Here is a 26,235-nt window from a genome sequence, read left to right on the forward strand (position 1 = left end):
CTCCTGTTTAGATATGACATTCAGATCGCTTATTTCAATCCTCACGTTAAGTTTTGCTTCGTTTTCCGCACTGAGTTTTCAGTTGCCCGCATCGATGATCTCCGCCGATAGCACATTTGCGGAATCGCCGGTGAAGTCGGCCCTGCTTCACCAGGAGACAGGCCCACTCCGCTCCCGGATACTGGATCAATACCAGAAATGGAAAGGGACTCACTATCAGTGGGGCGGCACCACGCACCGCGGAGTGGATTGCTCCGCGCTTATGCAGCATCTGTTCAGCGATGCGGCGCATCTTTATCTGCCGCGCACGACGAGCGAGCAGATCCATCGTGGTGTACAGGTAGCGCAATACCGTCTGAAGGCGGGAGATTTGGTCTTCTTCCAGACGGGTCCGAACCGCAGGCACGTTGGCGTGTATATCGGTAACAGCCAGTTTATTCATGCCTCCAGCAGCGAGGGCGTAACGGTCTCAACCCTGACTGATGACTACTGGCAGGATCGTTACATTACCGCCCGTCGTGTCGCGGGCAGCGCCGCCTGACGACATTAAATAATATCATCCACCACGCCACCATCGACGCGCAATGCCGCGCCTGAGGTGGCGGAGGCCTGCGGCGAACAGACATAAATCACCATATTAGCCACCTCTTCAACGGTGGCGGCGCGCTGGATAACCGAGCTGGGGCGGTTGGTCATGACAAATTCTTTCGCCAGCTGCTCCAGCGATTTACCGGTTTTCTCGATCTCATCTTTCATCATTTCAGCGAAACCGTCGGACATCGTCGGGCCCGGCAGCACGCTGTTCACCGTCACGCCGCTTCCCGCCACGAACTTCGCCAGCCCGCGCGCCAGCGAAAGCTGTGCCGTTTTGGTCACCCCGTAGTGGATCATGTCTGCCGGGATATTGCAGGCTGACTCGGAGGAGATAAACACCACGCGGCCCCAGCCTTTTTTCACCATGCCCGGCAGCAGGGCGCGGGAGAGGCGCACGCCGGACATCACGTTGGTCTGCCAGTAGCGCTCCCAGGTTTCATCGTCGGTGCCATAGAAATCCTGCGGGCCGTAAATCCCGGCGTTGTTCACCAGAATATCGACGTCGCTCGCGACCTTCAGCAGCGATTCAACCCCTTCCGCGGTGCTGAGATCGGCAATGGCTGCACGCACCTGCACGCCAGGCACAACCTGCTGCAGCTGCTGAATACCTTTGTTCACCGAGTCGGTGCTGCGGCCATTAACGATCACTTCCGCGCCGCTTTCTGCCAGGCCTCTGGCAATGGCAAACCCGATCCCGCCGGTTGAGGCGGTGACCAGGGCCACTTTCCCTGCAAAGTCGATTTTCATCATCAGCTCCTTATCGTTTTAACGTTCGGACCTTAAAGCGTAGCAGGTGATGATGACGGCTCCTGGCTAAAAAGGCGCAGCAGGGTTTCAACCTGCTCATCCAGCGGGGCGAGGGTGCGCTTCACGATCAGATGCAGCGGTGTGGCCCGACGAACGCCGTGGCTCAGCGGGAGGAGTTTCAGTACGCCTTGCTCCAGCTGGGGCTGAATGCGTTCCTCTGGCAGCCAGCCGTAGCCGACCTGCGAGACGACCGCCTCTATGGCAGCGTCGATGGTCGAGAACGTCCACGACTCGCCGGCAGCCCGCGCGGCGTTCTGGCTGTCCGCAATCTGGATTAGCGGCCACGGGCGCAGCATCTCATCATTCAGCGGCGCGTCGAGGCTAAAGAGGGGATGCCGGTGATGCGCCACGGCGACAAAGTCAATGTTCATCAGCCATTCGCCGAGCCCGGTAATGTCCTGGCGGCGGGTTAAAACCATCACATCGGCCTCGTTGTTCATGGCATCGGCGCGGGTATTTTCCAGCACCTCCGTGAGGCGGACCTGAGTTTGCGGATACTGCTGCTGGAACTGACGCAGAATGGCGAACAGGCGGCGGCGTGGGAAAATCGAGTCCACCACCAGGTCCAGCCGCGTGCGCATCCCGTTACGAAGGGTCGCCGCGCGCGTCTCGACATACGAAAACGCTTTCAGCAGCGGTTTCACCTGGCCGAGAAGCAGTTCACCGGCCGGGGTCAACACCGCCCTGCGCCCCTCCGGCGCCAGCAGCGCCACGCCCAGCCGCTCCTGCAGCAGCGACAGGTTATAGCTCACCGAGGACTGACTGCGGTGGGTTTCTTCCGCAGCTTTGGCAAAGCTGCCCGCATCCACCACTTTTTCCAGTAAAGCCCACTGTTCCAGCGTCGACTTGTGCATAATTTATCTAAAATTTGGATGAATTTGATTAAAACATAGCGTTATTCATTCATTTTTTGAAGGCTTAAGATCGTCTCATCAAAACGAAGGAGACATCTTATGAACACATTCGACAAACACGACTTAAGCGGCTTCGTTGGCAAACATCTGGTTTATACCTATGACAACGGCTGGAATTACGAAATTTACGTCAAAAACGAGACTACTCTCGACTACCGTATTCACAGCGGTCTGGTGGCGAACCGTTGGGTTAAAGATCAGCAGGCTTACATCGTGCGGGTAGGGGAGAGCATCTATAAAATCTCCTGGACCGAGCCAACCGGTACGGACGTTAGCCTGATTGTGAACCTGGGCGACAAACTGTTCCACGGCACCATCTTCTTCCCGCGTTGGGTCATGAACAACCCGGAAAAAACCGTCTGCTTCCAGAACGACCATATTCCGCTGATGAACAGCTATCGCGATGCGGGGCCGGCATATCCAACAGAAGTGATTGACGAATTTGCCACCATCACCTTTGTACGCGACTGCGGTGCGAACAACGAAAGCGTGATTGCCTGTGCAGCCAGCGAGTTACCGAAAAACTTTCCCGATAACTTAAAATAAGCGCGACAATTAACTAAAAAGAAAAGTTCCCGGTTATTTCTGCTTTTACAGAAATAACCGGGTTTTTTTTTGTTTGTTGATGTTCGGTTTAAAATAACATTTTGTAAAAATTGAGTCTGATCACGAAATAAATAATTCATAATTACATAAGCTATTGTTTACAAATGAATTAATATTGATTTAGTTACAACTAAATTACGCATCTTAATTTTTCCCTAAGAAATGAACGATACCTTGATATGAGTTTATGGTTCGTTGAAATAAACGAAAAAGTAATTGGTTAATATCAAGCGCGTGCCATTCTTATTGCAAGGAAATTAATGATGAGTGATTTTTTGCCTTTTTCCCGCCCGTCGATGGGTAGTGAGGAATTAGCGGCGTTGCAGGAGGTTTTAACCTCCGGCTGGATCACCACAGGGCCTAAAAATCAGGAACTTGAAGCGGCATTTTGTCAGCTGACGGGGAACCAGCACGCGATTGCCGTCTGCTCGGCGACGGCGGGCATGCACGTCACGCTGATGGCGCTGGATATTGGTCCGGGCGATGAGGTCATTACCCCCTCCCAAACCTGGGTCTCCACGCTGAATATGATCGTGCTGCTGGGCGCCACGCCGGTCATGATCGATGTGGACAAAGAGACATTGATGGTGACGCCGGAAGCGGTTGAAGCCGCCATTACCCCGCGTACCAAAGCGATTATTCCCGTGCATTACGCCGGCGCGCCGTGTGATATCGACGCCATTCATGCCGTCGGTGAGCGTCACGGTATTCCGGTGATTGAAGACGCGGCCCATGCCGCCGGAACGTACTACAAGAACCGTCACGTGGGCTGGAAAGGCACGGCGATTTTTTCCTTCCACGCTATCAAAAACATGACCTGCGCGGAAGGTGGTTTAGTCGTCACGGATAACGCCCGGCTTGCCGCGCGGATCCGCAGCCTGAAATTCCACGGCCTGGGCGTGGATGCCTATGACCGCCAGACGCACGGCCGCGCGCCGCAGGCCGAAGTGATCTCCCCGGGCTTTAAGTACAACCTCGCAGATATCAACGCCGCGCTGGCGCTGGTACAGCTGGGTAAGCTGAAAGAGGCCAACCTACGCCGCGAGGCAATCGCGCAACGCTACCTGCGCGAGCTTGCCGATACGCCGTTCCAGCCGCTGAGCATTCCGTCATGGCCACACGTTCACGCCTGGCACCTGTTTATTATTCGCGTTGATGAAGCGCGCTGCGGGATCTCACGCGACAACCTGATGGCGGCGCTTAAGGAGCAAGGCATCGGCACTGGCCTTCATTTCCGCGCGGCGCACACCCAAAAATACTACCGCGAGCGTTTTCCTGATGTATCGCTTCCGAATTCGGAATGGAACAGCGCGCGTATTTGTTCTCTCCCTCTTTTCCCGGACATGACTCATGACGACACAACCCGCGTCATTACCGCGCTCCATCAGCTTGCAGGACATTGATATGTTCAGCGCACCGCCTGTACAAAAAGTTTCTGTGGTCATCCCAGTTTATAACGAGCAGGAGAGCCTGCCCGAGCTGATCCGCCGCACCACGGCAGCCTGCGATACGCTGGGCAAAGCCTATGAAATTCTGCTGGTGGACGACGGCAGCAGTGATGATTCCGCGCTGATGCTGACCGAAGCCGCCCAGGCCGAAGGCAGCCATATTGTCGCCGTGCTGCTCAACCGTAACTATGGCCAGCACTCCGCCATTATGGCCGGGTTCAGCCACGTTACGGGCGATCTGATTATCACCCTGGACGCGGATCTGCAAAACCCGCCGGAGGAGATCCCGCGCCTGGTGGCGAAAGCCGATGAAGGCTATGACGTGGTCGGCACGGTACGTCAGAACCGTCAGGACAGCCTGTTCCGCAAGCTGGCCTCGCGCACCATAAACCGCCTTATTCAGCGCACCACCGGTAAAGCAATGGGCGATTACGGCTGCATGCTGCGCGCCTACCGCCGCCATATAGTCGACGCCATGCTGCACTGCCATGAGCGCAGCACCTTTATTCCGATCCTCGCCAACACCTTTGCCCGCAAGGCAACGGAAATTCCGGTCCTGCACGCCGAGCGCGAGCACGGGGAATCGAAGTACAGCTTTATGCGTCTCATCAATCTGATGTACGACCTCGTCACCTGCCTGACCACCACGCCGCTGCGCCTGCTGAGCGTGTTCGGCAGCATCATCGCCCTGGCCGGCTTTACGCTGTCCGTCCTGCTGGTGGTGCTGAGGCTGGTCTTTGGCCCGCAGTGGGCGGCGGAAGGGGTCTTCATGCTTTTTGCCGTGCTGTTTATGTTCATCGGCGCCCAGTTCGTCGGAATGGGCCTGCTCGGTGAATACATAGGCCGTATCTATAACGATGTTCGCGCACGTCCGCGTTACTTTATTCAACGTGTTGTCCGTCAGGAACACAAAGCATCTCAAGAGGAAAACCACCCATGAAAGCCGTTGTATTTGCCTATCACGATATGGGGTGCGCGGGCACGCTGGCCCTGCTGGAAGCGGGCTATGACATTGCTGCAATCTTTACCCATCCGGACGCGGCGGGAGAGAATCACTTCTTCGGCTCCGTGGCGCGTATCGCCGCCGAGCGCGGTATTCCGGTGTATGCTCCAGACGACGTCAACCACCCGCTGTGGGTGGATCGCATCCGCGCGCTCGCACCTGATGTCATCTTCTCGTTCTACTATCGCAACCTGATCTGCGACGAGATCTTAGGCCTGGCCGCAAAAGGGGCGTTTAACCTTCACGGCTCTCTGCTGCCCGCCTACCGTGGCCGCGCGCCGCTGAACTGGGTGCTGGTCAACGGCGAAACGGAAACGGGCGTGACGCTGCACCGCATGGTGCGCCGCGCAGATGCCGGGGCCATCGTCGCCCAGCAGCGCGTGGCAATCGACGCGGATGAAACCGCGCTTGAGCTGCATCATAAACTCTGCACCGCGGCGCAAAGCCTGCTGCGTGACGCGCTGCCAGCCATCCTCAACGGCACCTTCAGCGAGACCGAGCAGGACGAAAGCAAGGCCAGCTGCTTTGGCCGCCGCGCGCCGGAAGATGGTCGCCTGGACTGGAATAAACCCGCCCGCCAGCTGCACAACCTGGTGCGCGCCGTGACCGACCCGTGGCCGGGCGCGTACAGCTTTGCGGGCGTAAGCAAATTTATCGTCTGGAAATCCCGCGTGCGTGACGATATCCCCGCCGCTAAGCCGGGCACCGTCGTCTCCGTCTCCCCGCTGATTGTGAGCTGCGGCGAGCAGGCGCTGGAGATCGTCACCGGGCAGACCGACAACGGCCTGTACGTTCAGGGCACGCAGCTGGCGCAGTCTCTGGGTCTGGTGGCCGGGGCGCTGATCACCAGCGCGCCGGTGGTTGCCATCAAGCGCCGCACGCGCGTGCTGATCCTCGGCGTGAACGGCTTTATCGGGAACCACCTGACCGAACGTCTGCTCAAAGACGATAACTACGAGATTTACGGTCTGGATATCGGCTCTGACGCCATCAGCCGTTTCCTCAACAACCCGCGCTTCCACTTTGTGGAAGGGGATATCAGCATTCACTCCGAGTGGATCGAATATCACATTAAAAAATGCGACGTGGTGCTGCCGCTGGTCGCCATCGCCACGCCAATTGAGTACACCCGTAACCCGCTGCGCGTGTTCGAGCTGGATTTCGAAGAGAACCTGAAGATCATCCGCGACTGCGTGAAATACGACAAGCGCATCATCTTCCCGTCCACCTCTGAAGTGTACGGCATGTGTACCGACAAAAACTTCGATGAGGATGCCTCCAGCCTGGTGGTCGGGCCGATCAACAAGCAGCGCTGGATCTACTCTGTCTCCAAGCAGCTGCTGGATCGCGTAATTTGGGCCTACGGCGAGAAAGAGGGTCTGCGCTTTACCCTGTTCCGTCCGTTTAACTGGATGGGCCCGCGTCTGGATAACCTGAACGCGGCGCGAATCGGCAGCTCCCGCGCGATCACTCAGCTGATCCTGAACCTGGTCGAAGGCTCGCCTATCAAGCTGATTGAAGGCGGGAGCCAGAAACGCTGCTTTACGGACATCAGCGACGGTATCGAAGCCCTGTTCCGCATCATTGAGAACAAAGATAACCGCTGCAACGGTGAGATCATTAACATCGGTAACCCGGAAAACGAGGCGAGCATTCGCGAGCTGGCAGAGATGCTGCTGGCCAGCTTTGAGCGCCACCCGCTGCGCGATCGCTTCCCGCCGTTTGCCGGTTTCCGCGAAGTGGAAAGCAGCAGCTACTACGGAAAGGGCTACCAGGACGTCGAGCACCGTAAGCCAAGCATCCGCAACGCGAAGCGCTGCCTGAACTGGACGCCGACGGTGAAGATGGAGCAGACCATTGATGAAACGCTCGACTTCTTCCTGCGCACCGTGGAGCTATCGGAACAGGCCTCATGAAAAAAGTCGGTTTACGCATTGATGTCGACACCTTCAGGGGAACGCGTGACGGCGTGCCCAGACTGCTGGAACTGCTGAACAGGCACGGCGTGCGTGCCAGCATTTTCTTCAGCGTGGGGCCTGACAACATGGGACGCCACTTATGGCGTCTGGTTAAACCGGCATTTCTGTTCAAAATGCTGCGCTCGCGCGCGGCATCCCTCTACGGCTGGGATATTTTGCTGGCCGGCACCGCCTGGCCCGGCAGACGCATCGGCGCGGGTAATGAAGCGGTTATCCGCGCGGCGGCGCAGCAACACGAGGTCGGCCTGCATGCCTGGGATCATCACGCCTGGCAGGCGTGGGCGGGCGTCTGGGATATCCCGCGCCTGTCCCGTGAGGTCGAGCGTGGAATGCTGGAGCTTGAGGCCATCATCGGTCAGCCCGTGCGCTGCTCCGCCGTGGCGGGATGGCGTGCCGACCAGCGGGTGGTCAAAGCCAAAGAGCATTTCGCGTTTCGCTACAACAGCGACTGTCGTGGAACCGGGCCATTTTTGCCGCTGTTGGGCGAAAATCGCTACGGTACGGTGCAAATTCCGGTCACGCTTCCCACGTGGGATGAGGTGGTGGGGCGCGAGGTGAAGGCGGAAGCATTTAATCGCTACATTCTGGACCGCATCCATCGTGACGCCGGAACGCCGGTCTATACCATCCATGCCGAAGTGGAAGGGATTGCGTATCAGCATGATTTCGATGCGCTGCTGACGATGGCCGCTCAGGAGGGCATTGAATTCTGCCCGTTGAGCGAGCTGCTGCCGGACGACCTCAGCAGCCTGCCCGTGGGCAAAGTGGTCCGTAGTGAACTGGCTGGCCGGGAAGGCTGGCTTGGCTATCAACAAACCGTGAGTCCGGTCCCATGAAAACAGCCCGTTATGGCGTAGCGCTTTTCGCACTGTTTATCGTTTATTACTTCATTCCGGTCGATATTCGCCTGCTTTGGCAGCCTGATGAAACGCGCTATGCGGAAATCAGCCGCGAAATGCTGGCATCGGGTGACTGGGTTGTCCCGCATTTCCTCGGGCTGCGCTACTTTGAAAAGCCGATTGCCGGCTACTGGATCAACACTATCGGACAATGGCTGTTCGGGCACACGAACTTTGCCGTACGCGCCGGGTCGATCTTCTCCACCGGGCTCGCGGCGCTGCTGGTGATCTGGATGGCCTGGCGACTCTGGCGGGATAAGCGTACGGCCATTTTCTCCGGCCTGATCTTCCTGACCCTGTTCCTGGTGTATGGCATCGGCACCTATGCGGTGCTGGATCCCATCGTCACCCTGTGGCTGGTGGCGGCGATGTGCAGCTTCTGGCTCGCCTCACAGGCGCGCACCGTGGCCGGAAAAGCGGGCGGCTATGTGCTGCTTGGGCTGGCCTGCGGCATGGGGGTGATGACCAAAGGCTTCCTGGCGCTGGCGGTACCGGTGATCGGCGTGCTGCCGTGGGTGATTGCCCAAAAGCGCTGGAAAGAGGTGCTGATTTTTGGCTGGCTCGCGGTCCTGAGCTGCGTGCTGATTGTTCTGCCGTGGGGGCTGGCCATTGCGCACCGCGAGCCTGATTTCTGGCGCTACTTCTTCTGGGTTGAGCATATTCAGCGTTTTGCCCAGAGCGACGCGCAGCATAAAGCTCCGTTCTGGTATTACCTGCCGTTCCTGCTCGCGGGCAGCCTGCCGTGGCTGGCGCTGCTGCCAGGCGCGCTGCGTCTTGGCTGGAATGACAGACAAAACGCGGGCGGCGGGTTCTACCTGCTGGGGTGGGTGGTGATGCCGCTGCTGTTTTTCAGCATCGCTAAAGGCAAGCTGCCGACCTATATCCTGCCCTGTTTTGCCCCGCTGGCTATCCTGATGGCGCGCTATGCCTGCCTCGCGGCGGAAAAAGGGGCCAGAGCGTTGCGCATTAACGGCGGCATTAACCTGGCGTTTGGCGCTATCGGCGTGGTGGCGGCGCTGGCGGTCTCGCCGTGGGGGCTGGCTAAGCATCCGGTCTGGACATCGGTCGAACTGTATAAAGTCTTCTGCGCGGTGGTGGCGTTCCTTATCTGGGGCGCGGTAGGCTGGTTTACGCTGCGGCAGAGCCAGCGGCGCTGGTGGCTGGCGGCGCTGTGTCCTGCGGGCCTGGCGTTGTTGATTGGTTTTGCCATTCCGAACCTGGTGGTGGATTCCAAGCAGCCGCAGTCGCTGGTGGATACCGTGCGCGAGCCGCTACAGGGCAGCCGCTTTGTGCTGACCAATAACGTTGGCGTGGCCGCGGGCCTGGCGTGGGAGCTGAAGCGCAGTGACATCACGCTGTTTGCTCAGAGCGGCGAGCTGCGCTACGGGCTGGATTATCCCGATGCGAAAGATCGCTTTGTCAGTGAAGACGACTTCGCGCAGTGGCTGGCAACGCATCGTAAGCAGGGAAGCGTGTCGCTGGTGATGCTGCTGTCTAAACGTGACGATATTGCAGAGGCGAATTTACCGCAGCCGGACAATCTCTATATCCAGGGGCGTCTGGCCCTGCTGGAGTATCTGCCGAAGTGATGACCTGGACCTGGCTCATACTGGCAAGCCTGCTGAGCTGCGCGGGACAGCTGTGCCAGAAACAGGCTACCCGTCCGGCGAAAGGCGGGCGGCGTGGCGCGCACATCATGCGGTGGCTTGGCCTGGCGATGCTGGCGCTGGGCTGCGGAATGCTGGTCTGGCTGGTGGTGCTGCAGAGCCTGCCCGTCGGCGTAGCTTACCCTATGCTGAGCCTCAATTTTGTCTGGGTGACGCTGGCGGCGAAGGTCTTCTGGCGCGAGCACGTTGCTGTGCACCACTGGCTGGGGGTTGGGTTCATTATCATGGGGATTATCGTGCTGGGAGGAAGCCTGTGAAAGGCGCGTTCTGGGCGTTATGCAGCGTACTGTTAGTCAGCGCCGCACAGCTGTTGCTGCGCGATGCCATGCAGGCTCTGCCGCCGGTCAGCGATTTTCTGACGTTTATCTCCGCGCTGTGGCACGTTTCGTCCGGCACGGGCGCGCTGCTGCTGGGGTTAACGGGATACGTTGCCTCCATGGGCTGCTGGTATCTGGCGCTGCATCGCATGGCGCTCAGCAAAGCGTATGCCTTGCTGAGCCTCAGCTATATCCTGGTGTGGGGTGCGGCAATCCTGCTGCCCGGCTGGGGGGAGCGCTTCTCCTGGCATGGGCTGCTGGGCGTCGCGTTGATTATGCTGGGTGTACTGGTGATTTTCCTGCCCCGACGTGAATAATCGACTCGGTGGTCAGGGTGTAAGGGGTCGAGGTACAGACGGCAAGGCTCAGAGAACCGAGCTGCAGCTGGCTGACCGAGTGCGACTGCGCCGTGCTGTCGATGCTGACAATCTGCCAGGCGCTGCCGCCGCGCTGTTTCACAATCGCTTCTTTGCGCGTCCAGATACGCCAGAAGGCAGAAAGCTGTTCCTCGGGCGCTTCACGCTCCAGCTCGTCATGCTCTGTCAGGCTGAAAACGGCGTTGGCCAGCGCCTGCCAGTTCTTGCGGGGGCGAATCACTTCGATATCGCAGCCCACTTCACCTTCATCGCTCATCAGCAGGGCGATATCATCACCGCTATGGCTCAGGTTGAACCACAGCGGATCCCCCTTCGCAAATGCCGGCTTCCCCTGCTCGCCGTAAATGATGTCGGGGAGCGGGTGAGGGGATAATGTTCTGGCGAGCAGCGTCCGGCCTGCCAGCCAGGAGGCCTGTCGTGCACCCTGAGGTGCCTTATCTGCAAGCGTTGACGCCAGCGGGTCCGCGCAAAGGGTGGAAATTTTTCCCAGTACAAACCGGTACATAGTTACGCCCAGCGTTTAATGATAATCGAGGTATTGATGCCGCCAAACGCGAAGTTATTGCTCTGCAGATACTCGCAGTCAATCTGACGGGCTTCTCCCATAATATAATCTAAAGCCCCGCATTGCTCATCCGGCTGCGTTAAATTGAGCGTCGGGGCAAACCAGCCTTCGCGCATCATCTGCAGGCTCATCCACGCTTCCAGCGCGCCGCAGGCCCCCAGCGTGTGGCCAAAATAGCTCTTCAGCGAAGAAACCGGCACGCTGTCACCGTAGATGGCGGCCGTGGCCTGGCTTTCGGCGATATCGCCGCGGTCGGTGGCGGTACCGTGCGCGGAGATATACCCCATATCCCGGGCGCTTAACCCCGCCATCGCCAGCGACTGCTCCATGCAAATCTGCATGGTGTCACGCTGCGGCTGGGTGATATGGGCCGCGTCACAGTTGGTGGCAAAGCCCACGATCTCACCGTAGATGGTGGCCCCGCGCGCTCTGGCGTGCTCCAGCTCCTCCAGAATGAGGGTGCCTGCGCCTTCCCCAATCACCAGACCATCGCGCTGCGTATCGAACGGCGAGGGGGTGGTTTTGGGTTCGTCGTTGCGCTGGCTGGTGGCAAACAGCGTGTCAAACACCGCCGCTTCAGACGGACAAAGCTCTTCCGCGCCCCCCGCGACCATCACGGTCTGATACCCGTGGCGAATTGCCTCCCAGGCGTAGCCAATCGCCTGGCTGCCGGAGGTACAGGCGCTCGACGTTGGGATCACGCGGCCACGTAGTCCAAAGAACAGACCGGTATTCACCGCGGTGGTGTGCGGCATCATCTGGACGTAGGTTGTCCCGGTGATGTTATTGGTGTGCTTTTCGGTAAGCATGGTCGCGAATTCGCTGACCGGGCCGGTGCTGCCTGTCGAAGAACCGTAGGCGATGCCGGTTTGCCCGTTGGTAAGCACCGCTTCGCCAATCAGCCCCGCCTGCTCCAGCGCCAGCTCTGTGGCGCGGGTAGACATCAGCGACACGCGGCCCATGGCGCGAATACGCTTGCGGGTATAGTGTTCCGGCAGCGTGAAATCGTCGATCGGCGCGCCCAGCAGGGTGTGCAGGCCATCATAAACCTGCCATTCCGGCATTTTACGCACGGCGTTTTCATACGCCAGCAGCCGGCTGGAAACGGACTGCCAGTTCTCGCCAAAGGCGGTGACGCCGCCCATGCCCGTAATCACCACGCGACGCGTCATAGCATTCCTCCGTTAATCGAAATGACCTGGCGGGTGACGTAGCCCGCGATATCCGACATCAGATAGCTTGCCAGCCCGGCGACCTCCTCAGCCTGGCCCATACGTTTCATTGGGATGATGGACATCGCTTCCTTCAGCGCGGCCTCCTCCATCTCAATCATGCCGGTATCAATCAGCCCTGGCGCAATGCAGTTCACGGTGATTTTGCGTTTTGCCAGCTCGATCGCCAGCGCTTTGGTGGCGCCGATAATGCCCGCTTTGGCCGCGCTGTAGTTCACCTGGCCGCGGTTGCCCATCACGCCGGAGACGGAGGATAAGGTAATAATGCGCCCGCCCTGACGGGTGCCGATCATGGGCATAATGCAGGGGTGTATGACGTTATAAAAGCTGTCGAGATTGGTGTGGATCACGCTGTCCCAGTCGTCTTCACTCAGTGCCGGAAAAGCGCCATCGCGGGTAATTCCGGCGTTGCTGACCACGCCATACCATGCGCCATGGGCATCAATTTCCTGTTCAAGCACTTCACGGCACTGCTCGCGGTTGCCTACGTCAAACGAGAGTAAACGGCCGCTGCCGCCCGCCTGCGTGATGGCGTCCAGCGTCTCCTGCGCGCCTGCGGCATCGCGATGGTAATGCACGCCGACGGTAAACCCGTCAGCGGCAAGCTGGCGGGCGATGGCGCGACCAATGCCTTTGCTGGCCCCTGTGACCAGTACGGAACGACTCATGCGTGGGATCCCTGATTAAAAAGCGATGTTAATTCTTCTGCACTCGGCTGGAAGGTATTGACCCGGCCCGTGGCCAGCGTCTCTTCACCTGCGCAAATCGTGCATTCAAAACTGCCGAAGCGTTCGTCCTGCATCAGCAGCTTAACGGTAATGTCCAGCGTTAAGCCTTTGGCGAAACGCCCGCTGGCGCAGACCAGCTCGCGCGCGCCGAGCACCATGCCCAGCGCGATATGTTCCTGCCCCTGCTGCTGACGATGCCAGCCTGACCAGACGCCAACGGTCTGCGCCATTAGCTCGAGCGCGTACCAGCCCGGCAGGTCGCCATCGGCATTGAGAAACGGCGCCAGCACGCTTTGCCTGTCAACTGCCACGCGGCAGACCGCCATGTCATCCGTCACATTTTCAACGGACCCCAGCAGCATCATGGGCGCATCGTGCGGCAAATAGGCTTCGGGTGATAGATAGCTCATGACGTTCTCCCCAGCAGAATGCTGGCGTTATTGCCGCCAAACGCGAACGAGTTAGACAAAATCACCGGCTTTTTCAGGGCGGTGCTCTGGTGCAGCAGGCCGCACGGCGCCAGCGTCTCGTCCGGAGCGTAGCGGGAAAAATCCTGCGGCGGCAAGGGCAGATCGCGCGTCAGGATAAGCCAGCTCAAAGCCGCTTCGGTAATGCCGGCAGCGCCCAGCGTGTGGCCGGTAAGGTGTTTGGTTGAACTGCACGGCACGCTTTCTCCGAAGAGATCGTGAACCACCTGTGATTCAATCTGATCGTTGAGCGGCGTGGCCGTGCCGTGCAGGTTGATGTAGCCGATGTCGTCCGGCTGCATGCCCGCTTCGCTGAGCGCCTGAGTGATAGCCCTTATCGCCCCGTCGCCCTGCGGATGCGGGGCGGAAATATGGTACGCATCGCTGGATTCGCCCGTGCCGAGCAGCGCCACGTCCGCGGGTTCCCGGCTTAATACCATCAGCGCCGCCGCTTCACCGATGGTGATCCCCCGGCGGTCCCGGCCAAACGGCTCGCAGAGCGTGGGGGAGAAGGATTCAAGACTGTTAAAGCCGTTCACGGGCATCCGGCTCAGGGTGTCTGCTCCGCCGACAATGGCGATATCCACCAGCCCGGCTTCGATCAGGCGTTTGCCGCCGATTATCGCCCGCGCGCTGGAGGAGCAGGCGGTGGAGATCGTATAAGCCGGGCCTTCAAGCTGCAGCCAGTTGGCGAGAAAGCGGGACGGATCGCCCAGCTCCTGCTGCGGATACTGCCAGCGCGTGCTGGTCTCGCCATCGGTCATGAGACGCACGTGCTCATCGCCTTCATCCAGCCCGGAGGTGCTGGTTCCCAGCACCACGGCCACCCGGTCGCGACCAACGCGGGCGATGGCCTCGTCGACGGCGGGCTGAATCTGCGCCAGCGCGGCCAGCAGCAGCTGGTTGTTGCGGGTGCGGTGTGCAGAGAAGGTGTCCGGGATGAGCGGCAGTTCGCCTTCCACCCCGCCCAGTACCGCTTCGGGCATTCCCTGCAGCCAGCCGGTCCGGGCGTGCATGCCCGGCGCCACGCCCGCAGCCAGGTTGGCGGCAATTTCATCAGGCGAGTTGCCCAGCGCGTTGACCATGCCAACAGCGAATATATAAATCATCTCAGTCACCCAGATATTGAATGGTGATGTGGTATTTGAATACGTGTTGCTCGATGCTGATCGGCTCGCGCTTGCCTTTGCGCTGGAGATAGACAATCTCCGTCACCAGCTTGCCGCTGGCGTTGCGCAGCTCGCGCCGATCGCCATTGTCCGTTAACGTCCAGCCCTTCGGCAACTGCGGCTGCCAGGCGCTAATCGGCCAGTGGCTGAGCATCACGTCGGCCAGCACCTGGCTGGCGGGCGGCAGCTGCGGCACGACGATCGACTGCTCGGTATGAATACCGCTCTCGTCGTACGTTGCCAGGAACAGGCGAATGCCCACGGAAGAGAGGCCGGCCAGCGTGACCTTATGCGCATCCGCGTTGAGCATCACCAGCAGGGACTGCGTTTGCCCGTTAAAGCTGCCGGTCAGCAGCTGCTGGGAGCTTACCGCCGGGCTGATGCCGGGCGGCGGCAGAGTGACTTTGGTGCCAGGCTGAAGCCAGGCCTGAGGCCGCGTCTCTTTGGTATCGGTCGAATGGCTGCAGCCTGCCAGCAGCAGCGCCGCGGCCAGCGCGACGGCGCGATAAACAGCGTTCATTTACGTTTTCTCTCTTTCTTATCCGGCATCGCCAGCGGTGCCAGCAGGAAGGCGGTGAAAATACCGCTCACCAGCACAATACCAAAGCTGCTGATAGCCTGGGTGGCGCTGAAGACGAGCATGCCCAGCGTCAGCAGGGTGGTCATCATGGCCAGGGTAATCGCCAGCATCGAAGTCAGCGGCGTACCGCGCGGGTTGCTGAAGAACAGCGTGTAGTTAATACCAATGCCGAGCACCAGTACCAGCGCCAGCAGTGAAAACAGATTTACCGGGTGGCCCGTTGCGGCCAGGACCGCCAGGCCGCAACTCAGCGACAGTACGGACGGCACCAGGCTTATCAACCCTTTGCGCCAGCCGAGGCGCAGCATCGCCCCGCAGGCAATCACCGCCAGCGCCGCAAACAGTAGCCCCGTCAGCAGCGTGCGGTAGAGGGCAAACAGGCTGTCAAAGCTGGCCTTGCGGTCCACCCAGACGACGCCGTCATAGCGCGCGGCCAGCTCACCGAGCGCCGCGCTGTTTTTTGCACCGTCCACCGGCACGAGCACGCCGCTTTCCCCCCCCGGCAGGGTCAGCCAGAGCAGACGCCAGCCGTCGCTGGCCGGACTTTCAAGCCACGCGTCCACGCTGACCGGCATGGCGTCCAGATTGGGGGAAACGGCGTTGAGCCCTGCGCTTTTCAGCACGTTCGTCACCGCAGGCGCGGCGTCCCGCAGTAGCGCAAGGTCGCTTTTCTGGCGGGCCAGCGAGTTCAGCGGCAGGGTGCGCCAGCGGGTGAGATCCCCCGCCTTTTGCGCCTCGGCCAGCGCGGGAGTAAAGGCTTCCAGCCGCTCCAGCGTTTGCTGGGGCGAAGCGCCATGTACCACAAACCATTTCTGATCGACGCTTTGGCCGGTCAGGGCGGTAATGGTTTTCTCCTGCGCCAGAATATCTTTCGGCAGCGCCTGCAGTTGGGCGATGTCGTCGTCCACCTTCAGGGTGCTCATTCCCACGGCGGAGAGCAGCGCCAGCGCGACGGGCAGACCAACGGACAGTTTTTTACTGCGTCGCCAGGCGGCCAGCCAGCGCAACATCAGGACCATAAAGGGAACCGGGCGCACCGGCAAACCCCGGCACAGCCACGGATGCCAGAAAATCACCGTCAGGCAGGAGGCGCTCAGCCCCGTCGCGGCAAATACCGCCATCTGGCGGATCCCGGGGAAGGGGGCCAGCATCATAATCAGGTAGGCGGCGACGGTCGTCAGCAGCGCCAGCAGCAGCGCATTGCGCACTTTGGCCAGGCTTTGCCAGGGAGAGAGCTCCGCGCCGTGCACCATCCGTTCGGTCAGGTAGTAAAGCGTATAGTCGGCTGAAATACCGATGATGCTCATGCTCATCACCAGCGTCATCAGGTGCAGTTCGCCAAAGAGCAGCAGCGTCACCACCGTGCCCGCCAGCGCGCCGATGGCAATGGAGAGCACGCTCAGCAGCAGCGGGCGCAGAGAGCGGAACACCGCCACGATCAGCAGGAACACCCCAAGCAGGGTGGCGATGCCCAGCGTTGAGACGTCGCGTTTAGCCTGCTGGCTGGCATAATCGCTGTAGAACACCGTCCCGCGCGAAAGCAGCTGCGCCTGCGGGTAACGCGCTTTCAGCGTCTGTTGCAGCGCGTTAAGCGTCGTCACGAGCCGGTGGGTCTGCTGCATATCAAATGACGAGCCCGCCAGTTCGCCGTGCAGCAGATACCAGTAGTTTCCCGCTTCATCTTGCGTGACCAGCCAGCCGTCCATCAGCCGCAGCTTCTGGCCGTTTTGCGCCAGGGCGAGCTGCGAGCCGCGCATCAGCATCAGCGGATCGTTTTGCAGCTCTTTACCGCTGACGCCGGAGAAGGCGGAGTAGAGCTGGGATAAAATCCACTGCGCCTGCGCTTCTCCGCCGTTTTGCAGGCGGGCACGGGTGGCCGGATCAATCAGCCCGTTGCGGTGCTGCCAGAAGAATTCTCCCCAGGCCTTTTGCCCGGCGGCGTCCATCGGGCCTTTGATCTCGCGGAGCGCGTCGCTGCCGTGCAGCAGTTCAAGCCACTGCTGCGCCACGCGCGGATCGGGTTCTTTGCCGGGGCTGACCAGCCAGACCAGCTGGCGATCGAGACGCTGCATAAACCCGTCGTTGAGCGCCGGAGGGATCGCCCCCAGCGTCTGCTTCGGCAGCATGGCCAGCACGCTGCTGTTCAGCCGTGCGCCGGGCAGCAGCGACAGCAGCACGCCCAGCATAACCAGACATACCGTGGCCCACAGCAGCGCCGGGCGCAGGGATTTACGGTTCGGCAAAGCGTTGGCGTTCGTCATCGGTCAGGCTGGCGGGCGTCAGTTGGTGGTTTGAAAGGGCGATATCGGTACGGTCGCCCTGCCTGTCGTTCAGGCGAATCGTCTCAAGATAGGTCGCGCCGCCCAGATCGAGGGTGGCGAAAATCTTGTCCAGCGGCGTCGTTTTTGGGGTAAGCACCAGCGACCAGCGGCCCGCGCCCAGGTCTTTAAAATCGATGCGGAAGTTCTCTTCCAGCACCTTGTGGTCGGCCTGGAACAGGGCCCGCAGCAGGTGGTTGAACTGGAACATCTGCGGATTATTGTCGGCGGTGATGGTCTGCGGCGGCTGGCCGTTGATCGCCTGAACCATCCGCTTGTCGTCCAGCAGCAGCGTCATTGGAAACGGCGCTTTTTGATCCCACAGCAGGCCGCTGTCGCGGGCGATCAGCATCTCGCCCTGCGAGCGCAGCGGCTGCGGCATATCTTTTATCGTGCGGACCTGTTCGAAGTGCGCGCGCACCACGGGCTGCTCGGTGAAACGCTGCTGCAGTTCATCCAGCGTCACGGCGCTGACCAGCGGGCTGACGATCAGCGCCAGCAAAGGCAACCATTTCATGGCGTGACTCCCATACGTTCAAACAGTACTGCCGGACTGACAAAGCACATTTCGCGGGTGGCTTCTTCCACCGCTACCTGGATGGTGTAGCCGGTGGTGGTGCGTTTGCCGGTCTGCGCATCGAAGATTTGATAGGCAATGCGCAGGCGGTTTTCATACTCTTCAATCTGCGCGCGGACGCGAATGCGCTGCTCAAAGGTCACCGCATCGCGGTATTTCACCCGCGTGTCGACAACGGGCCAGACGTAGCCGGAGGCTTTCATCTGGCGATAGCCATAGTCAAACTGATTGAGCAGCGCCTCGCGGGCGATCTCAAAGTAGCGGAAATAGTTGCCGTGCCAGACCACGCCCATCATATCGACGTCGTGGAACGGAACGGTGATCTCAACTTCAGTCGTAAAGCGGGGATCGGTCAGCACCCTTTACTCCTTCTCTCTGGACTCTGGCAGATGCCAGAAATCGAAAAAATTAAACCAGTCGAGCGGCGACATCAGGGCGTAATGCTCCAGCCGCTGCGCGTAGCGATCGACGGTAGCCTGCAGCGCCTGCTGGCGTTCCCCGCGCGGCAGGATCAGCGGGTCGGCAAACGGCTCGCTGTGCAGGACGAGCTTACCCTGCTGGCGCAGGGCGAAAATCAACACTACCGGACAGCGCAGGATGGAGGCCAGGATAAACGGCCCCTGAGGGAACGGTGCGGGCTGGCCCATGAACGGGCTCCAGATCACCCGCCACTCGCCGCCACGCTGCGGGTTGACGGCGATGCGATCGCCCACGATCGCGACCCATTCTCCGCGCTCAAGCTTCTCTTTGATGGCAATGGCGGTGTCCGGGCCGATGTCGGTGACCGACATCAAATTCACGCCGGCCTGGGGCGCCATTTCGCTCATAATTTGCTTAAAACGCCGGGCGTTCTCGCTGAAGACCAGGGCGTTGATGGTTTTGCTGCCGTCCAGCTGGGCCAGCGCCCGGCAGGCTTCTACGTCGCCAAGATGCGAGGCCAGCAGCAGCTTGCCCTGCGGCGCCGCGATATTAAGCGTTTCGCTCGCGCCGGGAGCAAAGACCACGTCGCGCTTAAACTTCAGCTCGCCGCGCCAGCTGGCGACTTTGTCCAGCATCGCGTTGCCGAAGCGCATGAAATGGAAAAAGCTGTTGAGCTGTTCTGGAACAGGCATGTTCCGCTGCATCAGCACCTGCTTCACGCGTGCAATCCACTGCCGCGAAGCCTGCCGCGCCGGACGCGCGATCAGCCAGTAGACGCCGATAACCGGCCACAGCAGCACGGTAAACGCCCGCCGCCCCAGCAGCTGCCAGACGCGCAGCATCAGGCGCATGCCCCACAGGCCTTTAACCTCGTCCTGCTGCGCCCAGTGCTGGCCGCGTCGACGGAAGAGCAGGCCGGGAATGCGGGGCAGCATGCCGAAGAACAGCCGGGTATGCATCAGGGAGATCCGCACGTTATCTTTCAACGCGTCGAAGTGGGACAACCCGTCCTGCGGATAGGTCACGCGGGTGGGCAGAAAGACGCTGGTGTTGCCCTGCCAGTAGAGACGGACCATCACTTCGGTGTCAAAGTCCATCCGTTTACCGAGCGTTTCACGCGTGGCGAGCCGCAGCGTGGGCGAGACCGGGTAGACCCGAAAGCCGCACATACTGTCTTTAAGCTGCAGGGATAAGGTCTCAATCCATACCCAGACGTGGGTGACCCAGCGCCCGTAGAGCCGCGAGCGCGGGATAGAATCATCGTAAACGGGCTGGCCGGAAATCAGCGCGTCCGGGTGGCGCTCCGCCAGCGCCAGCATTTTGGGAATATCTTCGATGGCGTGCTGGCCGTCCGCGTCCACCTGCAGGGCGTGGGTATAGCCCGCACGCGCGCACTCCTCCAGCCCCCTGATGACCGCGGCACCTTTGCCGGCGTTTTGCGCCAGACGGACCAGCGTCATCTGCGGCTGCTCCGCCGCCAGCCGCTCAAGCTCCTGGCGGGTAGCGGCTTCGCTGCCGTCATCCACTACCAGGCACGGCAGGCCAAACGGCGAGAGGCGCGACAGCACGCTGGCCATCGTGGCGCCGTGGTTGTAGCACGGGATCAGCACGCAGGGGCGGAAGGTTACTGACATAGACGAATTTTCCCGCTGCTGGCGGTATGGCGTTCAGCCCCGTCATGACGCAGGTAGCTGAAGGTCAGCAGTTTGCGCCCGGCATGCCACTCAAGCACCAGCGTCACCGTGGTTTCCGGCAGCAGAGGCGCCTGGAACTTCACGTTTTGAATGCTGTGAAAGCGGTAGCCCGGTGCCAGTAAAGTCGTTGCGTAGTGCATGACCCAGTCAAGCTGCGCAACGCCGGGCAGCAGCGGCTGTACGGCAAAATGGCCCTGAAACCAGAACAGAGAGGCGTCGAGATGCAACACGATCTCCAGCTTCTCCGGCTGTGCCTGATGGCGCTCGATTTCATGAATTTTCATGAAATAACTCCTCTAACTGCGCATAGACACGCTTGTTCATACTGTTTACCGGCAACTCATCGACAATGCGCCAGTAGCGTGGAACGGCGACCGGCTCAAGCCACGGCAGCAGGGCGCGTCGCCAGGCGAACTCCTGCGCTTTTTTATCCTGCAGATGCCAGCGCTGACGAACCGCCTCATCCAGCACCAGCAGGACGCCAATCCCCTGACGGCCCCCGCGCGTAACCGGCAGCGCAGCCGCCTCGCAAACGCCGTCAAGCTCCAGCAGGCGACGCTCAATCTCGTTAAGCGAGATGCGCTTTTCTTCAATTTTGACCACCCGCCCGCGGCGACCGGCGATGCTAAACAGCCCCGCACTGTCGAAGTGGAGGATATCGTCCAGCTGGAGTCCTTCAGCCTCATGGATAAGCGGCGAAGTGACGCGGCAGGCGTCATCTTCCTGATGGAAGTTTACGCCGGGGAAGGGTCGCCACGGCAGGTTATCTTCCACGCGATGGCGCCAGGCGAGGATCCCGGTTTCGGTGCTGCCATAAATTTCGTCCGGCCAGATATTAAGCCAGCCAACCGTGGTGGAGACGTCACGCCAGGGCAGCATTCCGCCCGCGGAAATCAGCATCCTGACGGGCGGCGCGGCCAGTTCGGTATCCAGGCGCTTCAGGAACGCCGGGCTGCTGATGAACAGGTAATGCCGGTCATGAGGAAGGGCGGCCAGCTGCTCTGCGTAGTAGAGCATCGCGGCATGCAGCGGCAGGCCCATCGCCATCGGCAGTACGATGCGAAATGTCAGGCCATAGAGATGTTGCGGGACGACGGAGGCCACAACGCTACAGCCAGCCAGGCGTTCGCCGAAGCGGTCAGCCAGCAGGCGGGCTTCGCGATCCAGGCTGACGATGTGCTTAACCACCCGGCGCGGCGTTCCCGTGGAGCCGGAGGTGAACAGCTCGACGAAGCGGTTTTCGTTAATCTCTGGCAGGGGGACCCAGCGGGCGATCGTCTGGTGGCGGGAGGCTACCACAATCAGCTGCCCGTCGATATCGAGGGACCGATCGCTCAGGACGCCGTTAAACAGCGGCTGCTGCTCCTCAAGCAGCGAAACGCGGCTATGGCCGGGAATGACCGGCGTTTTACCGGCATGCAGCGAGGCCAGCAGCGCAACAATAAACAGGTAGCTGTTTTCAAAGCACAGCGCCCAGCGCTCGCCTTCCTGCTGACGCAGGGTGTCGACCAGTAACGTCACGTCGTGGCGCAGCTGGCCCAGCGTCCAGGTACGATCGTCGAGCCAGGCGACGGGCGTGTCGTCAGGGCGGGGCGCGTTTAACCACTGGCCCAGCGGAAGGGGGTTATTCATTGTGCATCTCTTTTTTTATCACCCGCTGGCGCACCAGCCACTCTGCCGCCATCAGCGTCCCCATCAGGATGTAAGCCACCATACCGTTCCACAGCGTCCACAGGTGCATGTCGCCGTGCAGGACGGTATACAGCGCCATCGCCCCGTTGCCGATGAAAAATCCGCACCAGACGAGGGTCACCCTGCGGGTATAGCGAACGCCCTCCGGCGGCAAATTTGGCTCTCGCAGGCGCGCCAGACGTTCGACCAGCGGCATCGCTGTCCAGAGCGAACCGCCGAACACGGCGAGCATTACAAGATTAACGACCACAGGGTAAAACAGCAGCCACTGGTGGGTTTTCAGCAGGTAGCTTGCCGCGCAGAGCGCGATCCCCGCCAGCGCCACGCACTGCACCACATACCGCATCGGGCCGGTGTTACGCCGCGCCTGACGCAGCCGCAGCAGCAACAGCAGCGCCATCACCGGCAGCAGCCACGGCAGGCTGTTATGCGTCAGCCCAAATCCAATCAGGAAGGGCCACGCCAGCAGCATCAGCCCCGTCAGAAGTGGGATGACCGGGAACGTCCGTCCACCACGCACGGTGTCTTACTCTTCGCGCAGCAGCTGTTCGACGGCGTCTACCACATCCTGAACGGTACGAACCGATTTGAAGGTTTCCGGCTTGATTTTCTTACCGGTTTTCTTCTGCAGATGGACAATCATGTCCACCGCGTCAATGCTGTCCAGCTCCAGGTCTTCGTAAAGACGGGCTTCGGGCGTAATGTCCTGCGGGTCGATTTCAAAGAGTTTGGTCAGAAGGCCGCAGACTTCCTGATAAATGGTTTCTTGTTCGGTCATAGTTCACATCTCAGGCGCGTTGGGCGTGGATAAAGGACGCCAGGGTGGCGACGGAAAAGAAGTGCTGGCGCATCTCTTCGCTTTCGGCAGAAAGCACCACGCCATACTGGTTTTTCACCGCCAGACCCAGCTCCAGCGCGTCGATAGAGTCGAGACCCAGCCCGTCGCCAAACAGCGCGGCATCGGTATCAATATCCTCTGCGGTAAGCTCGTCCAGATTCAGCGTGGTGATAATGAGATTCTTAATTTCAAGATAAAGCGCTTGCATCATTAATTCCTGACAAAGATTGAAGGCCTGATGTTAATCGATGCTGCAGGTGCCGGTTTAACTGCCTTGCCGCCAGTGCCGGTTCTTGTTGCCTTGCATCGTAAAATTCGTCGATGTTCACGCGATCGCGCACATCGACGGTAAAGACAGGTTTTGCGGGCGGTACATCATACCAGCGGCTTTTTTTATCCAGCAGGTGCTCGCTGCAGTGGATGAGTACGATCCGCAGATCGCTGCGGCAGCGCACGGCGATATTTGCCGCGCCGCGCTGGAGGGACATCGCCTCACCTGGGCGGGTACGCGTCCCTTCCGGGAAGATTAACAGCGTGTCGCCCTGGGCCAGACGCTGCTGGCTGGCGGTGAGCAGGGGCTCGGCTTCGCTGTTAATCAGATAATCTGCCGCGCGGATAACGCCGCTGACAAACGGATTGCGCAGCAGCGCGCTTTTCACCAGACAGTCGGTTTCGGGCATTACCGACGCCAGAATCACGTAGTCAATTAACGTAGGGTGGTTAGCCACCACCAGGCAGCCCCGATCGCCGCGCAGGGCATCAAGATTGTGGATGCGATAGTCCAGCACCCCGGTGCCGCGGGCAACGATTAAGAAGAAGCGGAAGCTGGCCGCGATGCTGCGGCGCGCCAGGCGACGGCGTTTGGCGCGATCGCGCTGGGCAATCAGCAGCAGGTTGAACCAGACCAGCGACAACAGCAGCCCGCCCGCGCCAAACAGCACGAAGCAGAATCCGGTCATAGCCAGACGCCATAGCCAGTTGATCCGGGCGGTCAGGCGGTTCATTGGCGCGCCCACTGCCACAGCAAACGTTCGCCGGGCACCACAAACTGCCGTTCCTCACGGAGATAGCGTTGCAGGAACATCAGGCTTTGCGGCAGGGCGGCTTCCTCGCCCGTGCTGCCGTTGCGGGTTTCGCACTGCCATTCGCTGCCGGCTTCAATCACCAGCGCCACCGCGTACGGCCAGGTAGGCATATGCGGCGGTAACGCCGGATGGTAAAATTCCGGCAGCGCGCCGTCAAAATCCACCAGCAGGACGCGGGAGTAGCCCGCATGCAGCAGGCTCAGCACTTCACACAGGGCCTGCTGGAAGGTGTCCAGCCCGGCGGAAATGGATGATGAGACAACAGGCTGGCGAGCGGCGATCGTGAGATTGCCCACCGCGGAATTGTGCACGGACATGGCGAAGTCGGTAGGCGAGACGGCCTGCCCGGTCGCCAGCGTATGCAGAATACGGTAATTGCGCTCCAGCTCGCCGTGGCGGCTGGAATAGACGACGGCGTCTATGGCGTGGCTTTGCAGCATGGCAAGACCAATATCCACCGCCAGCTTACTGCCTGAGTTAAGGCGGCGCGCGGTCATCATGGGTAACGCGGTCAGGCGGGGTAGAGGAGCCGTCGGGTCGATGGTCGACTGCAGGCGCGACCACGCCTGCCACTCTGCGGCATCGCTTAGTCCTGGCGCTCTTGCCTGCCAGTCAATAATGTTCAGTGAAAATTTCATCTACGCGCGTCCGCGGAATACCGTATTCAAAGGGCAGCCAGGCTGCGCTATTGTTCACGTTTGGTGCAAATTAACAGGGTATGACCTACCCCAAGGTTATCCAGCCGCTGTGCTATGCTGAAGCCCGCCCTTTCCAGGTAGTGATAAAACTTCTCTACGCTGTAAAACCGGCTATTGCCATTCGCCATACAGGTGAAATAGAGCGAGGTGGCATTCAGGCTGAAAGCCGCCGCTTCATATTTCTGGGCATCCCAGAAAAGCTCCATGATGCACAACCGTGCGCCAGGCTTCATGACCTCTGCGACGCGCGTCAGCATGGCGACAATCTGATCCGGAGAGAAACAGTCGAGGAACTGGCTCATCCACCAGACGTCGGCATCTCCCGGCAATGCCGACGAACTAAGCATATCGACAGCATGGAATCCAATACGATGAGAAAAACCTGCTTTTTCGATGTTTTCCTGCGCCAGCGCTATCTGCTGCGGGAGATCGAGGATCGTCACGGCAACATTGTCGTCATAGCGGCAGCAGCGTAACGACCATTTACCTGTATTTCCGCCCACATCGTACAATTTTGTCGGCGAGCTTGCGAATATATATGGCAACGCAGCGTCAAAAGCGGCGTCGGAATAGTAATGATCGAAGGCAAACCAGCTCTCTTTTGCCGGGGCAGGAAGCTGGGATAAAGCCGGATAGATGGTTGGCCAGTCGCCAAACACGGATAATCCAGCCGGTTTTTCTTTCTGCAGGGCATCGGCCAGATAAAATAACCCCTGGTAACAGACGTCCTGCGTGAAATCCATATTAACGCGGGTCATGGTATCGTGGAGTAAGAAATGGCCCACTTTCGCCAGGAAATAACGACCTTCTTTATAAGTAATTATCCGCCCGCTTAATCCCATGTCTAACAATACGCTGACGGCATAACTGCTCAGTGTACTGTTTTCGGTTATTTCGTCGAGGCTCGCCCCCTTATTACCCTGTTTATCGAGCCAGGCGAGAACGCCCGAGTTACGCAGACAAAGCGCGGTCTGAAATAACATCGGCGCAAAAGCGATGCGTTGCGCTTCGGTAATGGCATCCAGCGCGCTGAGCGTGTCCTTTTCGTACATTGTTGCGTAACCTTTCAGGGTAAGAAATGAGGTTATCGGGCCATGTCCGGCCCGACTTTAGAAAAATATTACAGCGCGGCACCCGCAGAAAGGTTCAGCTGAATATCATGGTCGAGGTTGTTCACCCAGCGGTTATAATTTTTGTGAATTTTACCGTCTTCCGCTTTCAGGTTCAGGCTGCTTTCGTAATTAATTGAATAACTTGTCGCAGAGTAGGGAATACGCACCTGGACCGAGTGATCGCGTGCCTGCAGACGGCCCTTAATCACGCCCGGGCCCGCTTCCGTCATGATCCAGTCACGCTTCTGGCCTGCTTTCAAAATGGCTGTTTTCACCTGATCGGCAGTATGACCCGCGCTCACGACAGAGTGAACCTGAGCGATAGGGGCGGTACGCGCACAGCCAGCCAGTGCGCCAACGAATACGGCGGCAGCGCACCATTTAACGAGCTTTTTCATCAACAACTCCATATAAATAATAACAATTAAAGGTAGTGTTTTTTACAAATA

The 26,235-nt window shown here is 59.8% G+C and carries 30 protein-coding genes; 9 read left to right on the forward strand and 21 right to left on the reverse strand.

Annotated features, from left to right (window positions below; all coding sequences use genetic code 11):
- The first annotated feature begins 13 nt into the window (after positions 1 to 13).
- Complete coding sequence (locus IM295_RS12015; RefSeq protein ID WP_049000481.1) at positions 14 to 541, forward strand: NlpC/P60 family protein; 528 nt, start codon at positions 14 to 16, stop codon at positions 539 to 541.
- Positions 542 to 546: 5 nt separating this feature from the next.
- Here IM295_RS12015 and IM295_RS12020 read toward each other — a convergent pair whose 3' ends face one another.
- Together IM295_RS12020 and IM295_RS12025 are read right to left on the reverse strand one after the other, a co-directional pair.
- Positions 547 to 1,341 carry an SDR family NAD(P)-dependent oxidoreductase gene (locus IM295_RS12020; protein ID WP_041911873.1) on the reverse strand — a complete coding sequence of 265 codons (795 nt, stop codon included), beginning with the start codon at positions 1,339 to 1,341 and terminating at the stop codon, positions 547 to 549.
- A gap of 32 nt (positions 1,342 to 1,373) precedes the next feature.
- Positions 1,374 to 2,255: a LysR family transcriptional regulator gene (locus IM295_RS12025; protein ID WP_028014723.1), complete on the reverse strand. Its 882-nt coding sequence runs from the start codon at positions 2,253 to 2,255 to the stop codon at positions 1,374 to 1,376.
- Positions 2,256 to 2,354: 99 nt separating this feature from the next.
- Between IM295_RS12025 and IM295_RS12030 the strand changes: the two genes are divergently transcribed.
- The 8 genes from IM295_RS12030 (at position 2,355) to arnF (ending at position 10,551) form a co-directional block, all read left to right on the forward strand.
- On the forward strand, positions 2,355 to 2,861 hold the full coding sequence (locus tag IM295_RS12030; protein WP_028014722.1) for a phenolic acid decarboxylase: 507 nt from the start codon (positions 2,355 to 2,357) through the stop codon (positions 2,859 to 2,861).
- A 323-nt stretch (positions 2,862 to 3,184) separates the two neighbouring features.
- Entirely contained in the window at positions 3,185 to 4,324 is a 1,140-nt protein-coding gene (gene arnB / locus IM295_RS12035) for a UDP-4-amino-4-deoxy-L-arabinose aminotransferase (protein WP_049000482.1), read from the forward strand.
- 1 nt (position 4,325) lies between these two features.
- Positions 4,326 to 5,309 carry an undecaprenyl-phosphate 4-deoxy-4-formamido-L-arabinose transferase gene (gene arnC / locus IM295_RS12040; RefSeq protein WP_041911876.1) on the forward strand — a complete coding sequence of 328 codons (984 nt, stop codon included), beginning with the start codon at positions 4,326 to 4,328 and terminating at the stop codon, positions 5,307 to 5,309.
- Complete coding sequence (gene arnA, locus IM295_RS12045; RefSeq protein ID WP_041911877.1) at positions 5,306 to 7,288, forward strand: bifunctional UDP-4-amino-4-deoxy-L-arabinose formyltransferase/UDP-glucuronic acid oxidase ArnA; 1,983 nt, start codon at positions 5,306 to 5,308, stop codon at positions 7,286 to 7,288. Before arnC ends, arnA begins: the two co-directional genes overlap by 4 nt.
- Positions 7,285 to 8,187, forward strand: a complete 903-nt coding sequence (gene arnD, locus IM295_RS12050) for a 4-deoxy-4-formamido-L-arabinose-phosphoundecaprenol deformylase (RefSeq protein WP_193066742.1) — start codon at positions 7,285 to 7,287, stop codon at positions 8,185 to 8,187. Before arnA ends, arnD begins: the two co-directional genes overlap by 4 nt.
- Entirely contained in the window at positions 8,184 to 9,839 is a 1,656-nt protein-coding gene (arnT, locus tag IM295_RS12055) for a lipid IV(A) 4-amino-4-deoxy-L-arabinosyltransferase (RefSeq protein WP_045631454.1), read from the forward strand. The genes arnD and arnT overlap by 4 nt, the downstream gene beginning before the upstream one ends.
- Positions 9,839 to 10,174, forward strand: a complete 336-nt coding sequence (arnE, locus tag IM295_RS12060; protein ID WP_045259389.1) for a 4-amino-4-deoxy-L-arabinose-phosphoundecaprenol flippase subunit ArnE — start codon at positions 9,839 to 9,841, stop codon at positions 10,172 to 10,174. The genes arnT and arnE overlap by 1 nt, the downstream gene beginning before the upstream one ends.
- Entirely contained in the window at positions 10,171 to 10,551 is a 381-nt protein-coding gene (arnF, locus tag IM295_RS12065) for a 4-amino-4-deoxy-L-arabinose-phosphoundecaprenol flippase subunit ArnF (RefSeq protein WP_048960809.1), read from the forward strand. The genes arnE and arnF overlap by 4 nt, the downstream gene beginning before the upstream one ends.
- On the opposite strand, the gene acpT is transcribed toward arnF, so the two are convergent.
- The 19 genes from acpT to IM295_RS12160 all read right to left on the reverse strand — a co-directional run bounded on the left by acpT (position 10,508) and on the right by IM295_RS12160 (position 26,184).
- Complete coding sequence (gene acpT, locus IM295_RS12070) at positions 10,508 to 11,116, reverse strand: 4'-phosphopantetheinyl transferase AcpT (RefSeq protein WP_028014714.1); 609 nt, start codon at positions 11,114 to 11,116, stop codon at positions 10,508 to 10,510. The genes arnF and acpT overlap by 44 nt on opposite strands.
- Before the next feature lie 2 nt (positions 11,117 to 11,118).
- The gene (locus IM295_RS12075; RefSeq protein WP_048960810.1) at positions 11,119 to 12,348 is read right to left on the reverse strand and encodes a beta-ketoacyl-ACP synthase; all 1,230 of its coding nucleotides are present in this window, start codon (positions 12,346 to 12,348) and stop codon (positions 11,119 to 11,121) included.
- The gene (locus IM295_RS12080; RefSeq protein WP_028014712.1) at positions 12,345 to 13,076 is read right to left on the reverse strand and encodes a 3-ketoacyl-ACP reductase FabG2; all 732 of its coding nucleotides are present in this window, start codon (positions 13,074 to 13,076) and stop codon (positions 12,345 to 12,347) included. The genes IM295_RS12075 and IM295_RS12080 overlap by 4 nt, the downstream gene beginning before the upstream one ends.
- Positions 13,073 to 13,546, reverse strand: a complete 474-nt coding sequence (locus tag IM295_RS12085; protein ID WP_047362581.1) for a 3-hydroxy-fatty acyl-ACP dehydratase — start codon at positions 13,544 to 13,546, stop codon at positions 13,073 to 13,075. Before IM295_RS12085 ends, IM295_RS12080 begins: the two co-directional genes overlap by 4 nt.
- Positions 13,543 to 14,712 (reverse strand): beta-ketoacyl-[acyl-carrier-protein] synthase family protein, encoded by a 1,170-nt coding sequence (locus tag IM295_RS12090; RefSeq protein ID WP_126327234.1) that lies wholly within the window; start codon positions 14,710 to 14,712, stop codon positions 13,543 to 13,545. Before IM295_RS12090 ends, IM295_RS12085 begins: the two co-directional genes overlap by 4 nt.
- Before the next feature lies 1 nt (position 14,713).
- A complete protein-coding gene (locus tag IM295_RS12095) occupies positions 14,714 to 15,292 on the reverse strand; it encodes a DUF3261 domain-containing protein (protein ID WP_028014709.1) in 579 nt (192 codons plus the stop codon).
- On the reverse strand, positions 15,289 to 17,613 hold the full coding sequence (locus IM295_RS12100) for an MMPL family transporter (RefSeq protein WP_193066743.1): 2,325 nt from the start codon (positions 17,611 to 17,613) through the stop codon (positions 15,289 to 15,291). Before IM295_RS12100 ends, IM295_RS12095 begins: the two co-directional genes overlap by 4 nt.
- Entirely contained in the window at positions 17,582 to 18,187 is a 606-nt protein-coding gene (locus IM295_RS12105; protein WP_193066744.1) for an outer membrane lipoprotein carrier protein LolA, read from the reverse strand. Before IM295_RS12105 ends, IM295_RS12100 begins: the two co-directional genes overlap by 32 nt.
- A complete protein-coding gene (locus IM295_RS12110) occupies positions 18,184 to 18,606 on the reverse strand; it encodes a thioesterase family protein (RefSeq protein WP_028014706.1) in 423 nt (140 codons plus the stop codon). The genes IM295_RS12105 and IM295_RS12110 overlap by 4 nt, the downstream gene beginning before the upstream one ends.
- Before the next feature lie 3 nt (positions 18,607 to 18,609).
- Entirely contained in the window at positions 18,610 to 20,301 is a 1,692-nt protein-coding gene (locus IM295_RS12115) for a glycosyltransferase (protein ID WP_193066745.1), read from the reverse strand.
- Positions 20,292 to 20,645 carry a hydroxymyristoyl-ACP dehydratase gene (locus IM295_RS12120; RefSeq protein WP_028014704.1) on the reverse strand — a complete coding sequence of 118 codons (354 nt, stop codon included), beginning with the start codon at positions 20,643 to 20,645 and terminating at the stop codon, positions 20,292 to 20,294. Before IM295_RS12120 ends, IM295_RS12115 begins: the two co-directional genes overlap by 10 nt.
- On the reverse strand, positions 20,632 to 21,993 hold the full coding sequence (locus IM295_RS12125; RefSeq protein ID WP_193066746.1) for an acyl-CoA synthetase: 1,362 nt from the start codon (positions 21,991 to 21,993) through the stop codon (positions 20,632 to 20,634). The genes IM295_RS12120 and IM295_RS12125 overlap by 14 nt, the downstream gene beginning before the upstream one ends.
- Positions 21,986 to 22,573 (reverse strand): hypothetical protein, encoded by a 588-nt coding sequence (locus IM295_RS12130; RefSeq protein WP_045259379.1) that lies wholly within the window; start codon positions 22,571 to 22,573, stop codon positions 21,986 to 21,988. Before IM295_RS12130 ends, IM295_RS12125 begins: the two co-directional genes overlap by 8 nt.
- Before the next feature lie 6 nt (positions 22,574 to 22,579).
- On the reverse strand, positions 22,580 to 22,831 hold the full coding sequence (locus IM295_RS12135) for an acyl carrier protein (RefSeq protein ID WP_024908875.1): 252 nt from the start codon (positions 22,829 to 22,831) through the stop codon (positions 22,580 to 22,582).
- Between the two features lie 10 nt (positions 22,832 to 22,841).
- A complete protein-coding gene (locus tag IM295_RS12140; RefSeq protein ID WP_028014701.1) occupies positions 22,842 to 23,099 on the reverse strand; it encodes a phosphopantetheine-binding protein in 258 nt (85 codons plus the stop codon).
- A complete protein-coding gene (locus tag IM295_RS12145) occupies positions 23,080 to 23,895 on the reverse strand; it encodes a 1-acyl-sn-glycerol-3-phosphate acyltransferase (RefSeq protein ID WP_193066747.1) in 816 nt (271 codons plus the stop codon). The genes IM295_RS12140 and IM295_RS12145 overlap by 20 nt, the downstream gene beginning before the upstream one ends.
- Positions 23,892 to 24,614 (reverse strand): beta-ketoacyl synthase chain length factor, encoded by a 723-nt coding sequence (locus IM295_RS12150; protein WP_193066748.1) that lies wholly within the window; start codon positions 24,612 to 24,614, stop codon positions 23,892 to 23,894. Before IM295_RS12150 ends, IM295_RS12145 begins: the two co-directional genes overlap by 4 nt.
- Before the next feature lie 47 nt (positions 24,615 to 24,661).
- Positions 24,662 to 25,726, reverse strand: coding sequence for a class I SAM-dependent methyltransferase (locus IM295_RS12155; RefSeq protein WP_193066749.1), 1,065 nt, complete (start codon positions 25,724 to 25,726; stop codon positions 24,662 to 24,664).
- Between the two features lie 68 nt (positions 25,727 to 25,794).
- On the reverse strand, positions 25,795 to 26,184 hold the full coding sequence (locus tag IM295_RS12160; protein WP_193066750.1) for a hypothetical protein: 390 nt from the start codon (positions 26,182 to 26,184) through the stop codon (positions 25,795 to 25,797).
- Positions 26,185 to 26,235: the final 51 nt, after the last annotated feature.

This window comes from Enterobacter cloacae complex sp. P14RS (genome assembly GCF_014895895.1).
Taxonomy (GTDB): domain Bacteria; phylum Pseudomonadota; class Gammaproteobacteria; order Enterobacterales; family Enterobacteriaceae; genus Enterobacter; species Enterobacter bugandensis.